The 11,976-nt window shown below is 64.0% G+C and carries 12 protein-coding genes; 8 read left to right on the plus strand and 4 right to left on the minus strand.

Going from position 1 to position 11,976, the window contains the following annotated elements; genetic code table 11:
• The 3 genes from AC5RWX_RS24665 to pxpA all read right to left on the minus strand — a co-directional run.
• A partial coding sequence (locus AC5RWX_RS24665; RefSeq protein WP_494098917.1) for a biotin carboxylase N-terminal domain-containing protein occupies positions 1–353 on the minus strand: 353 nt, incomplete at its 3' end.
• A 9-nt stretch (positions 354–362) separates the two neighbouring features.
• The gene (locus tag AC5RWX_RS24670) at positions 363–602 is read right to left on the minus strand and encodes an acetyl-CoA carboxylase (protein ID WP_018770516.1); all 240 of its coding nucleotides are present in this window, start codon (positions 600–602) and stop codon (positions 363–365) included.
• 13 nt (positions 603–615) lie between these two features.
• Complete coding sequence (pxpA, locus tag AC5RWX_RS24675) at positions 616–1,368, minus strand: 5-oxoprolinase subunit PxpA (protein WP_494098918.1); 753 nt, start codon at positions 1,366–1,368, stop codon at positions 616–618.
• A gap of 111 nt (positions 1,369–1,479) precedes the next feature.
• Between pxpA and AC5RWX_RS24680 the strand changes: the two genes are divergently transcribed.
• Positions 1,480–2,925: a PucR family transcriptional regulator gene (locus tag AC5RWX_RS24680; RefSeq protein ID WP_494098919.1), complete on the plus strand. Its 1,446-nt coding sequence runs from the start codon at positions 1,480–1,482 to the stop codon at positions 2,923–2,925.
• Here AC5RWX_RS24680 and AC5RWX_RS24685 read toward each other — a convergent pair.
• Positions 2,922–3,977 carry a LacI family DNA-binding transcriptional regulator gene (locus AC5RWX_RS24685; RefSeq protein WP_494098920.1) on the minus strand — a complete coding sequence of 352 codons (1,056 nt, stop codon included), beginning with the start codon at positions 3,975–3,977 and terminating at the stop codon, positions 2,922–2,924. The two genes, AC5RWX_RS24680 and AC5RWX_RS24685, sit on opposite strands and share 4 nt — an antisense overlap.
• A 258-nt stretch (positions 3,978–4,235) precedes the next feature.
• On the opposite strand from AC5RWX_RS24685, the gene AC5RWX_RS24690 reads away from it, so the two are divergent.
• The 7 genes from AC5RWX_RS24690 to AC5RWX_RS24720 form a co-directional block, all read left to right on the plus strand.
• Positions 4,236–5,255 carry an asparaginase gene (locus AC5RWX_RS24690; protein WP_494098921.1) on the plus strand — a complete coding sequence of 340 codons (1,020 nt, stop codon included), beginning with the start codon at positions 4,236–4,238 and terminating at the stop codon, positions 5,253–5,255.
• 45 nt (positions 5,256–5,300) lie between these two features.
• A complete protein-coding gene (locus AC5RWX_RS24695; protein WP_494098922.1) occupies positions 5,301–6,191 on the plus strand; it encodes a polysaccharide deacetylase family protein in 891 nt (296 codons plus the stop codon).
• Positions 6,188–7,579, plus strand: a complete 1,392-nt coding sequence (locus AC5RWX_RS24700) for an MFS transporter (protein WP_494098923.1) — start codon at positions 6,188–6,190, stop codon at positions 7,577–7,579. The genes AC5RWX_RS24695 and AC5RWX_RS24700 overlap by 4 nt, the downstream gene beginning before the upstream one ends.
• Positions 7,566–8,333 (plus strand): SDR family NAD(P)-dependent oxidoreductase, encoded by a 768-nt coding sequence (locus AC5RWX_RS24705; protein ID WP_494098924.1) that lies wholly within the window; start codon positions 7,566–7,568, stop codon positions 8,331–8,333. Before AC5RWX_RS24700 ends, AC5RWX_RS24705 begins: the two co-directional genes overlap by 14 nt.
• 15 nt (positions 8,334–8,348) lie before the next feature.
• Positions 8,349–9,074, plus strand: coding sequence for an SDR family NAD(P)-dependent oxidoreductase (locus tag AC5RWX_RS24710; RefSeq protein ID WP_494098925.1), 726 nt, complete (start codon positions 8,349–8,351; stop codon positions 9,072–9,074).
• A 382-nt stretch (positions 9,075–9,456) separates the two neighbouring features.
• Positions 9,457–10,560 carry an oxidoreductase gene (locus tag AC5RWX_RS24715; protein WP_494098926.1) on the plus strand — a complete coding sequence of 368 codons (1,104 nt, stop codon included), beginning with the start codon at positions 9,457–9,459 and terminating at the stop codon, positions 10,558–10,560.
• A gap of 408 nt (positions 10,561–10,968) precedes the next feature.
• On the plus strand, positions 10,969–11,976 hold a 1,008-nt coding region (locus tag AC5RWX_RS24720), incomplete at its 3' end, for an HNH endonuclease family protein (RefSeq protein WP_494098927.1).

Genomic DNA, 11,976 nt, shown 5'->3' on the forward strand with positions numbered 1-11,976 from the left:
CGGGCCAGGGATTTGTTGCCCATCATGGCGATGGTCTCCGCGTTCGGGCCCACCCATGTCAATCCTGCGTCTGCCACCTTCCGGGCAAAGTCGGCATTTTCCGAGAGGAAGCCGTAGCCAGGGTGGACGGCATCGCACCCCTGCTCCCGGGCCGCGGCGACGAGGGCGTCCTGGTTCAGGTAGCTGGCGGCTGCCTGGGCTGGACCAACCACGACGTAGTGGTCGGCTGACCGGGCAGCCAATGATTTAGCGTCGGGCTCACTGACCCCCAGGACTGTCTCGATGCCCATGTGGCGGGCGGTCCGGGCGATCCTTACTGCGATCTCGCCGCGGTTGGCAATGAACAGTTTCATGGGCTGCCTCTATCCTTCCCGGATGACGACGATTGAGTCTCCCGGGTTGACCATGTCGCCCTCGTTGACTTCAAAGGACTCAAGCGTCCCGGCGACGTCGGACTGGATTTCCGTGAATTGCTTCATAATTTCTACGATGCCGATGGTCTGCCCCACTTCGATGGTGTCGCCTTCATTGGCGAAGGGGGGTTTGCCCGGTCCGGGCTTGCGGTAAAAGACTCCGGGAAGGGGTGAAACGATCGTGGCCATGTGCTGCTCGCTTTCAGGAGTGGGCGGGTCGGGGCGAGTTGAGTGCGTTGCGTACTGCGGAGGCGACGGCCACGGCATTGGGTGCATCGGAATGGACGCAGATACTCTGGAATGAGATGTTCAAAGGGGTGCCGTCGACGGCGGCCACGGCCTCGCCTGCCACCGCCCGGCGAACCCGTTCTGCGGCAGCCTCGGGGTCTGTGGGCGCGGGCCGGCGCTGGATGAGGAGTTCGCCGGCCGGGCCGTAGTTGAGGTCAACGTACAGTTCCGCAATGAAGCTAACGCCCATGGCACGGCACACTGATTCATGGGCAGTGCCTGCGAGGCCGTAGAACGGAACGCCAAACTGTTTCGCTGTTCCGGCGGCCGCCTGCATGAGGTCTTCGTCTCCGGCGAGCATGCCGTAGAGGGCGCCATGGGGCTTGATGTGATTAAGGGACATCCCGTTCTTCATCAGGAAGGCGGTCAACGCCCCCGTCTGGTACAGGATGATCGACTCCACCTCATCGGGGGTAAGGACCATGCGGCGGCGGCCAAACCCCATGGGATCAGGAAGCCCGGGATGGGCTCCGACGGCAACGCCATGTTCAGCGGCAAGGGCCACGGTCCGATTCATGACATCCGGGTCCCCGGCGTGATAGCCGCAGGCGACGTTGGCGACGTCAATGATCTCCATCAGGGCAACGTCGTTTCCGAACTCGTGCAACCCAAATCCTTCGCCCAGGTCCGAATTCAGGAGCACCTGGGCAGCGGTGGTCTGCGTCACATTTTTATGCATGCAGGCTACGGTACAGAGGCGATGTTCCTGCAGGAATTGGGCAGAACGCCGAATCTGGGCCGGTGAATTATGATGCTTGCACTAGCAGGAGGCATTCTTATGCGTATTGCCGATCTCGTGGCAGATCCGGCGTTGAACATCCGCCTTGCCGTGCCGGGCAGTGCGGGGCGCCTTGCGCGCCCCATCGCCTGGTGCGCGCCCTCAGAGCACATGGATCCCACGCCCTTTCTCAGCGTCAATGCACTGCTGCTGACCAACGGGATGGGCCTGAACGTTAAGGACTATCGGATCTGGGATGCGTACGTCGAGCGCCTGATGTCCGTGCCCGTGTCAGGGCTGGTTTTCGGACTCGGCGCAGCGCACCGGGAATTGCCGGCGGGCTTGGTGCGCGCCTGCGAAGCCTATGGCCTTCCGTTGCTTGAGTTGCCTCCGGAGGTGCCGTTTGTCCTGGTGATGAGGCATGCGGACCAGCTCATCGCGGCCGAACGGTATGCCGAGCTGCGCGCCGGGTGGGAGCTCGCGGATGAGTGCACACGACTGGCAGCGGGCGGCCACTCCCTCGCACAGGTTTTGGAGCGGGTGGCCACGGCCGTCAGGGCGCGGGTGGCCGTCCTTGACCACAACGGCTTTGAACTCATTTCCGCAGGAACAGCCGGGGGCGGGACGGCCAGGACCACCCTGAGCCTGCCCAGCGGCGGTATCCTCCGGTTCAAGCTCGCGATCGAGGGAATCAAAAGCAGCGTGGTGCTCCAGCCTCTTCTGGGGCCGGTTGCTGCCGTCATTGCCATGCAGCTGAGTTACACCCTTGGTTCCCGGTCGCCCCTGCATTCGCGGGAGGCCGCACGCTTCATGGAGGCGCTTTACGAGGTCAGGGGGACGCCGACGCCGGCCCTGGAGCGCTATGCCACGGAGGCAGGGTTCGAGCCGGAGGGGGAGTGGGGCTCTGTGCTGATCGGCGGCGCAGGTGACGTTGCACCGGTCAAGCTGAGGACGATCGCCTGGCGGGTGCGGGTTGGCCTGCAAGGTGAGTTCAGGACCGTGCGGTTCATGGAAGAGGCCGGCCTCACCACCTTGCTTGTGCAGCGCGGCGAGGCGGGTATGGAGCTGGTGGAAGCCGTCCGGAAGTCCTTCCAGGACGCGCCGGAACTTTCCGCCGTCGTCTCCGAGTGCGGGAGCCTGGGCGAACTGCCGCTGGTGCTGCAGCTGGCGCGCCGCCGGGTCGGTGAGCCGGGGCTCCATCAGGCGCCTGTCGCAGACCTGGCCGGCGTGGTGGAGGGCCTGCCCGGTCCGGGGCTGGTGGCCATGTCCCGGAGGCTTCTCGCTCCGTTGATGTCCGACGGCGGCACCGCCTTGCGCGCAACGCTTGACGTGTACCTTCGGCACAGCGGGAATACCGCCGAGACCTGTAAGGAGCTCTTTATCCACCGCAATACCTTGGCCTACAGGCTGCGCAAGATCGAGGAGCTCCTGCGGCTTGACCTGAGTGATGGCGAAGTCCGCGCGACCTGCCTGCTGGCGTTGAAGATTGTGGCGGCCGGGTCCTAGGTGGCGGCCGCGTCCGCCGTCACCCTGGCAGCGCTGCTTTCCCGCACGTACAGCGTGGGTTTGAGCCGTGCAGGTTCGGGTTTTTCGCCCTTGAGCACACGTTGGATAAGTTGAACTGCCGTCCGCCCTATGTCCGCCATGGGGGAGTGAACCGAAGTTAATTGAATGGGAAGTTCGGCCGCCAGGGAGGTGTCGTTGTACCCCACCACGGCCACGTCCTGCCCCACGGTGAGGCCGTGGGAGCGTAAGGCTCCCATCGCTCCAATAGCTGCAAAATCGTTGACGGCGAACAAGGCAGTGGGCCGCGGTTCGCCTCTGGCGAGGATTTTTTCAGCAGCCTCCCGGCCGCCGGCCGTATCAAATGTGGACCACACCACGCCGTCGTCGGGGATGGTGCCCCCCAGGGAACGCCAGCGGTCCAGGAAGCCGGCAGTCCGGTCGATGGCGGTGCTTGCGTACGGCTCGCCGGCAATCACCGCCACCTGCCTGTGGCCCATCTCCCACAGGTGTCCGGCCACCAGCTCGCCGCCCACCACGTCGTCGCAGGTGGCAGAGGGATAGCCCGGCACCCTGCGGTTCATCAGCACGAACGGGACCTTCCGGTCCGTCAGTTCCTGCAGGAGGCTGCCGTCAAGGCGGGCGTCGCCAATAATCAGGCCATCCACCCGGCGCGCCAGCATGAGGTCGATCTTCCGCCGCTGTTCTTCAGGATCGTCGCGCGAGTTCATGACAAACGCGGAGTATCCTACCTCGGCTGCCGCTTCATCAATTCCCTCATACATGATGGCCAGGACCAGGTCCGAAAGGCGAGGGACTATGACGCCGAGCAGCTTGGTCCGCCGGGTCCGCAGGCTTGCGGCCTGGGGGTCGGGGGAGTAACCGAGCTTGCGCGCCAGTTCACGGACGCGCTCCGCGGTGGCAGCGGAGGCGGCTCCTCTGGCCACGTCGGAACCGGAATGCAGGACCCTGGAGACAGTGGAAGGATGGATGCCCAGCTCCCGGGCCAAATCCTTCAGCGTGACCGTGCGTCCGCCGTCTGCCTTTTCTTCCATGTCCCTCCCCCTGCTCACCGAGGTCACTGTAGCCCAGGTCTGCTCTGCCAGGCCCGCGGGCAACCCTTGACGTGACCCGCTTCACATTCTAAAGTCTTTCATCAACGCAACCCAATCGTTTGGGTAGATCTTTATGAACGCCCTTTGTTAGCACGCCCCCTTCGCCACTGACCTCTCTGCCTGTACATGAACCCATTTCCACGGAACGTTACCCAATCGATTGGGTGCTGTAAGTTTCATCCATCTATCGGAGCTGAGATGACTGATACCGACTCCCACGTCGTGCTGCTGGCCACCGGAGGAACTATCTCTTCGCGGTCATCCTCTGCCGGTGGCGCAGTCGCCTCCGATACCGGGGAACAGGTATTCGCAGCCTTGGGTCCGCGCATCTCCCATCCTGTCCGGGTGCTGGACGTATTCCAGAAAGGGTCTTACCTCCTGACCTTCGACGACATGGTCCGCATCTGCGCCACCATCAAAGAAGTCCTGGAGGACTCCAGTGTCATGGGGGTGGTTGTGACGCACGGGACGGACACCATGGAGGAGACCGCCTACCTCGCCGACCTGACCCACAGCGACCCGCGGCCGGTTGTCTTCACCGGCTCACAACGCGCCGCTGACTCCGAGGCTCCCGACGGGCCGGACAACTTGGCCCGCGCCATCGCCATCGCGGGTTCGAAGGACGCCAGGGGAAGAGGCGTCCTGGTGCACTTCGCAGGTTCCATTTTCCCTGCCGCCGGCGTCCGGAAAAGCCAAACTGTTCGGCTCAACGCCTTTGCTAACCCCGATTTTGGGGTGTTGGGCCGGGTATCAGCCGAAGGAGACGTTGCCATGGCGGGCAGTGGCAGCAGGCTTGAGGCCCTGCCCCTGCCCCAGCCGGGCAGCGGCTCCCCACGTGTAGACCTCGTTGCCGCCTATCCCGGTGCCGACTCCGTCCTGATGCACGCCGCCCTTGAAGCGGGAGCGGCGGGCATCGTCCTGCAAGGTACCGGGAGCGGCAATGCCAACTCCAGCCTCTGCTCCGAGGTCACCGCCGCGGTGGCGTCCGGCGTCGTGGTGGTCACGAGCACCCGTGTGGACGCCGGACCCGTGGTCCCGATCTACGGGGCCGGCGGGGGCGGTGAAGACCTCCGCGCTGCCGGGGCCATCGGGTCCGGTCACCTGCGGCCGTCACAGTCGCTGATGCTGCTCAGCCTCCTGCTCAGGATCAACCCGGACCGGCAGCGGATCACCGAAATCTTCGCCCAACGCGGGAGGCCTCCTGAACCTTCCACCTGAAATCCAAAAACACCCCCGGTTTATCCGAATTGAAAGGAAGATCTAATGGCTAAAGACATTCAAGTCGCCTTCGGTGTGGACGTTGATGCAGTGGCGGGCATGCTCGGCTCCTATGGAGGCGAAGACTCCCCGTGTGACATTTCCCGGGGGCTGTTCAGCGGTGAAGTCGGGGGACCGCGGCTGATCCGGTTGTTCCAGAAATACAACCTCCCGGCAACCTGGTTCGTGCCGGGACACTCCATCGAGACCTTTCCGGAACTGACACAGATGATTGTGGATGCCGGACACGAGATCGGTGTCCACGGGTACTCCCACGAAAACCCGATCGCCATGACCCGGGAACAGGAGACCGCCATCCTGGACCGCTCGATCGACCTGATCGAGAAGGTATCCGGGCGCCGGCCCACGGGATACGTTGCGCCGTGGTGGGAGTTCTCGCCTGTCACCAACGAGATCCTCCTTGAACGGGGCATCAAGTACGACCACTCCCTGATGCACCGTGATTTTGAACCGTACTACGTCCGCGTAGGCGACTCGTGGAAAAAGATCGACTACACCAAAAACGCCGAAACATGGATGGAGCCGCTGGTGCGCGGGCAGGAAACGGACCTGGTGGAGATACCGGCCAACTGGTACCTCGATGACCTGCCTCCCATGATGTTCATCAAGGCAGCACCGAACTCGCACGGGTTCGTCAATCCCCGCGACATCGAAGAGATGTGGCGGGACCAGTTCGACTGGGTCTACCGCGAAATGGACCAGGCTGTCTTCACCATGACCATCCACCCGGACGTTTCCGGCCGCCCCCAGGTGCTGCTCATGCTCGAGCGCCTGATCGAACACATTAACTCCCACGACGGCGTCAACTGGCTGACCTTCGACCAGATCGCTGACTCCTTCCTTGCCCGCAGCCCCCGAAAGGAAAGCCACTCATGACTACGCAACAGACCGACGTCGATCTGTCTCAGCCGGGACCGGGTGAAAAGCGCAGGTTCCCTGTTTTCACCAAGCGGCACACCACTACCGCTACGGTCCTTGCCTTGCTGGCGTGGACCATCGCCGTCTTTGACTACGGTCTTTTCGGCACGCTTTTGCCCGCGATGCAGGAGGAGTTCGGCTGGAGCGAACCGGAAGCCTACGCGATCAACACCTGGATCGCCGTCGGCACAGCCATCGTGTGCTTCGGTATCGGCCCTATCATTGACCGGCTGGGGCGGCGCAAAGGCATGATGGTCACCGTAGGCGGAACCGCCGTCGTCTCCGGCCTGACGGCACTGATCCCCACCGGCATCCCGGTCCTGAGCAACGCCCTGCTTGTCATCGTCCGGTCCTTCGGAGGCCTCGGATTCTCCGAGCAGGCCGTGAACGCCACCTACATGAACGAGGTCTACCAGGTCACCGAGGTGCCCGACAAGCGCAAACGGCCCGGCTTCCACTACTCCTTCATCCAGGGCGGGTGGCCGCTGGGCTTCCTGCTCGCCAGCGCCCTCGCCCTCGTGCTGCTTCCATCCCTAGGCTGGCGCGCCCTCTACCTCGTGGCCACAATTCCGGCCGCGATCATCGTCTGGGTCATCGCCAAGAAGCTCAAGGAGACACCCCAGTTCGAACTGCATCACAAACTCACCGAACTCGAGAAGAGCGGCAAATCAGGGGAAGCACACGCCCTCGCCCACGCCTATGGCGTCGAGCACTCCTCGGCTGCCCCCCTCAAGCGCATCTGGGAACCGCACCTGGCCCGGAACACTGTGGTCTTCTCGCTGGCCTGGATCTTCAACTTCTTCGGCATCATGATCTTCAGCGTCCTGGGCACCTCAGTGCTGAAGAATGCCAAGGGCGTGGAGCTCGCTGACGCGTTCTGGATGCTGATCATCATCAACCTGCTGGCCTACTTCGGCTACGTCTTCCACGGCTGGATCGGCGACAAGATTGGCCGCAAACGCACCATCATCGGCGGCTGGATCCTCTCCGGTATCTCCTTCGCCATCATGCTCAGCCCCATTGCCACCAGCCCCTTCATGATCATTCTCACCTACGGCGCAGGCTTGTTCTTCCTCGTTGGACCCTACGCCGCGATCCAGTACTTCATGGCCGAGTGCTACCCCGTAAGCTGCCGCGCTACCGGTACCGCCTTCATCGGCGCCATGAGCCAGCCCGGTACCATCCTCGGCGGTGCGCTGTTCACGGCAGCGGCCGCCAGCGCCGGCACAGGCGCTGCAGCCCTATGGGTCGGCGCGGCCGGAACGCTGTTCTCCGGGCTCCTGATGATCGCAGCCAAGCCCCCTGTCGAAGCTCTCCTGGAGGACCACCCCCATGACATCCCGTAGCAAAGTTGCCATCATCACCGGAGCTGCGAGCGGCATCGGGCGCGCCCTCGCCGTTTATTACGCACTCAAGGAAGTGGTGTCGGTTATCGGCACCTTCCCCGGCGACCCCCACGACCCGGAAGAAACCCTCCGCCTGGTTAAGGAGGCCGGCGGTGAAGCGGTGATCCACGAAGTGGACGTCCGCACCACTGCATCCGTGGACGCGCTGGCCCAGCGGGCCGTGGACGAGTACGGACGGCTGGACTACGCCATCGCCAACGCCGGGATCCTCCGCAATTCCCCTCTGGGGGAGATGACGGACGAGCGCTGGCACGACATGCTCAACGTGGACCTCACCGGGGTCCTGCGCACGCTGCGTGCCGGTGCAGAGAGGATGACCGACGGCGGCGCGCTGGTTGCGATCTCCTCCATCGCGGGCGGGGTGTACGGCTGGGAGGAACATGCCCACTACGCCGCGGCCAAGGCCGGGGTCCTGGGTTTGGTCCGCAGCGTGGCCGTGGAACTCGGTCCGCGGCAGATCCGCGCCAACGCCGTCATACCTGGCCTGATCGAGACCCCGCAGTCCCTGGACCCCGTGAATTCACTGGGGCCCGAGGGGCTGCAGCGGGCCGGGAAGGACATCCCTTGGGGCCGGGTAGGGACCCCGGACGAGGTGGCCAGTGTGATTGGATTCCTCACCTCTGACGAGTCCCGCTACATCACTGGGCAGGCGCTGGTGGTTGACGGCGGCCTCACCGTGAAGATGCGTGCCTGACGGCGAAGGGACACCATGAACACATCGACTAATGCTCATGCTTCCGGGAACGGCCGGGCAGTGGTTGTCACCGGCGGTTCCAGCGGGATCGGCAAGGCCATCGCCGGCGCCTTCCTAGCGAACGGGGACCGGGTGGCCGTGCTGGACCGGGCCGGAGATGACGGCACCATCCGCGTGGACGTCGCGGATGAAGCCAGCGTGCGGGCGGCCTTCACTGAGGCCCGGAACCGGCTGGGCGGCATCGACGTCCTGGTCAACAGCGCGGGCCTGCTGACGGAGTCTCCGCTGGAGGACATGTCCCTTGCCATGTGGAATGAGACCCTCACGGTGGACCTGACCGGTGTGTTCCTGTGCTGCCGGGAGGTGGTGGGGGAGATGCGGCAGCGGAAGTGGGGCCGCATCATCAACATCGCCTCCCAGTTGGCCATCAAGGGCGGCGTGGGGCTGACCCACTACAGCGCTGCCAAGGCCGGCGTCGTTGGCCTTTCCAAGGCCCTCGCCCTGGAAACGGCGGCGGACAACGTCCTGGTCAACTGCATCGCCCCGGGCCCCATCGAAACGCCCCTCGTGGAGGGCATCTCGGAAAGCTGGAAAGCCGCGAAACGCGCCGAACTACCGCTCGGACGCTTCGGGACGCCGGCTGAAGTGGCACCTGCGGCCCTGCTGCTGGCCAGCGACCCGGGCGGAAACCTGTTCGTGGGACAGACGCTGGGGCCCAACTCCGGCGATGTCATGCCTTAGCGAAAGAGAGCGACATGTGCGGTGCCTGCGGTAGGACTACCGTTGCCGATCCTGCCTTGGGACCGGTGCGGACCATGAGACAACACCTGATCGTGGCCGGCACGATCAACGCGGTCTGCACTGGGCTGCCAGGATCCCCGAAGGTGACCGCACTCAAGGACGGCTGGATGATGACAGGCCCCTCCGGGGCCTCAACACAGTGCCAGACCCTTGAACAACTGTGGTCTGCAGTGCTCAACTGCTTCACTGACGCGCCGGTCCTCGACCGGTTGCGCAGACGCCGGCAGGCCTACGTGGCTGATCCAGCCAATGCGGGCCTGCCTGCGCAGGCAGCTGGAATGATGCCAGACCAACCTGAAACCAACTGCTCCCAAGGAGATTCATGACGAATTACACCCCGCTCTGGTCACCCATTCGGATCGGTCCCACAGAACTGGATAACCGGGTTGCCCTGGCTCCCATGACGAGGATCAGCGCAACCGAGGACGGGCACGCCACCGAAAGGATGGCTACCTACTACCAGACCTTCGCGCGCGGAGGCTTTGGACTCCTGATTACGGAAGGGATCTATCCGGACACTGCCCACAGCCAGGGCTACCACTACCAGCCGGGCATCGCCACCAAGGAACAAGCCCAGTCCTGGGGGAAAGTTGTGGAGGGCGTTCACGCGGCGGGCGCGAAAATCTTCGCCCAGCTGATGCATGCCGGGGCGCAGAGCCAGGGCAACCGGTTTGTGGACTCGTCGGTAGGGCCATCGGCGGTTGCACCGAAGGGGGAGCAACTTGGCTTCTACCGGGGTGAAGGCCCCTATCCCGTTCCATCGGAGATCACCGCGGCCCAGATGAAGGAGGTCCGGGATGGCTTTGTGACGGCCGCCCTGCACGCACAGCAGGCAGGCTTTGATGGTGTGGAGATTCATGGTGCCAACGGGTACCTTCTGGACCAGTTCCTCACGGACTACCTGAACCAGCGCGACGACCGGTACGGCGGCTCACTGGACAACAGGGTGCGTTTTGCCGCTGAGATCTGCCGCGATGTGCGCGAGGCCGTTGGCCCGGGCATGACGGTGGGGATCCGCATCTCCCAGTCGAAGGTCAGCGACAGTGACCACCGGTGGAGCGGAGGAGTGGGAGAAGCCGAAGTTATTTTCGGCACGCTGGGCGCTACGGGAATCGATTTCGTCCACACCACCGAGTACAGGGCCACCGAGCCCGCGTTCGAAGATGCTGACGAAACCTTGGCTGCGCTGGCGAAGCAGTACTCTGGCGTACCCGTGATCGCCAACGGCAAGCTTGATGATCCGGACACCGCCGTGTCCATGCTGGTGGATGGCGCAGCTGACGTGGTTGCGCTGGGCAAAGCCGCCTTGGCCAACCGGAACTGGCCGCACCTTGTCCGGAACAACCTGGAATTCGAGGAACTGGACCCTTCGGTGTTCGCTCCTTTCGCGGACGTCAAGGATTGGGAATTGGAGGATCCAGCCTAAGCAGACCACTATTGCGGCCCGTTGTAGTTCCGCCGCGTAGCTGTTCGGGGAGCCCCGGCACGTTCACTGTGCCGGGGCTCCTCTGTGTCCGGCCGCGCGGATTATTAAGCGCGAAAGTGTGAGTGCGACAAGCAAGCTCAAGATCGCATCAAGAAGAGCTCAACGTTGTCGCAGGACCTTGGCAATTTGGAAGCCTGCACATGGTAACGAAATAGGCTTGACGGACTACATTCGCTGGACTAGCAGCGAACCAGGGCCCCTATGCGGCCCGCTTCATGGGGGAAAGAATTGCCGAACTACCGCGCCTTTTTGAGTCCGTCGCCGTCTGCGCCTAAACCGCCGCGCAGATTACCTGTCTCAACCCTTATTGTCGGGGGTATCACCGCGCTTTTTATGCTTCTGGGAGCGATGAGCAGCGGGGTAGGACTTGCGCTCGTCTTCCTGGCCATTTCCGCCGCGCTTACAGGGCTCTACGTTCTGGTGACGGGACGCCGCTCCTGGGCCATGTTGCCGGCAAGACGCAGAGCGGGTGCCGTCGCACTCGCCACCTCATTCGCCCTCTTCATCGCCGGCGGCCTCGCCCTGCCGCGGGTGGCCACCGCGGACCTGGAAGCTGCCGCTTCGGACACCATCGTGTCAGCGGCGACCGTGAGTGCCAGCCCAACGGCATCAGCCAGCGCCGCGCCGTCGGCCACTCCCACTGCGCAGGAGACCGGCGCGCCACTGGACCCGGAGACGGCGGCCGGGGTGGCAAACGGCACCTCGGTGTCGGCACCAAACCAACAGCCCGCTTACGCAACGAAGGCGCTGGACCTACTGGCAACCCTTCCTATCAAGGGCAGGGCTCCTAAGACGGGGTATGACCGGGCGTTGTTCGGGCAGGCATGGGCGGACGTGGACCGCAACGGCTGTGACACCCGTAACGACATGCTCAACCGCGACCTCACTGCCATTACCTACGTCAACAGCGTGCCGTGCAAGGTGAAGTCGGGGATGCTGGCGGATCCGTACACGGGCACGAGCATCAGTTTCCTTCGCGGGCAGGCCACCAGCACCGCAGTGCAGATCGACCACGTAGTCGCACTCAGCGATGCCTGGCAGAAGGGCGCGCAGCAGCTGACAACGGACCAGCGAACGGCGTTCGCAAATGACCCGCTGAACCTGCAGGCGACGGACGGCCCCACAAACATGAAGAAGGGCGACGGCGACGCCGCTACCTGGTTGCCGCCGAACAAGGGGTTCCGATGCGAGTACGTCGCACGGCAGATTTCGGTGAAGGCGACGTATGCGTTGTGGGTGACCCAGGCCGAGCACGACGCTATGGCGCGGATTCTGGGCAACTGCTCGGGCCAGCTGGCGCCTACGGGCGCGCAGGCTCCTGCGCCCGCCCCTGCTGTGGCTCAGCCCGTCCCGGCG

The sequence above is a fragment of the Arthrobacter sp. SPT-J7 genome (assembly GCF_059089965.1).

What these genes read in the sequence shown, in the direction of transcription:
- AC5RWX_RS24700 (WP_494098923.1), top strand. Translation starts at nt 6,188, where the DNA reads ATGACTACGCAACAGACCGACGTCGATCTGTCTCAGCCGGGACCGGGT.
- AC5RWX_RS24710 (WP_494098925.1), top strand. Translation starts at nt 8,349, where the DNA reads ATGAACACATCGACTAATGCTCATGCTTCCGGGAACGGCCGGGCAGTG.
- AC5RWX_RS24690 (WP_494098921.1), top strand. Translation starts at nt 4,236, where the DNA reads ATGACTGATACCGACTCCCACGTCGTGCTGCTGGCCACCGGAGGAACT.
- AC5RWX_RS24695 (WP_494098922.1), top strand. Translation starts at nt 5,301, where the DNA reads ATGGCTAAAGACATTCAAGTCGCCTTCGGTGTGGACGTTGATGCAGTG.
- AC5RWX_RS24680 (WP_494098919.1), top strand. Translation starts at nt 1,480, where the DNA reads ATGCGTATTGCCGATCTCGTGGCAGATCCGGCGTTGAACATCCGCCTT.
- AC5RWX_RS24715 (WP_494098926.1), top strand. Translation starts at nt 9,457, where the DNA reads ATGACGAATTACACCCCGCTCTGGTCACCCATTCGGATCGGTCCCACA.
- AC5RWX_RS24670 (WP_018770516.1), bottom strand. Translation starts at nt 602, where the DNA reads ATGGCCACGATCGTTTCACCCCTTCCCGGAGTCTTTTACCGCAAGCCC.
- AC5RWX_RS24705 (WP_494098924.1), top strand. Translation starts at nt 7,566, where the DNA reads ATGACATCCCGTAGCAAAGTTGCCATCATCACCGGAGCTGCGAGCGGC.
- AC5RWX_RS24685 (WP_494098920.1), bottom strand. Translation starts at nt 3,977, where the DNA reads ATGGAAGAAAAGGCAGACGGCGGACGCACGGTCACGCTGAAGGATTTG.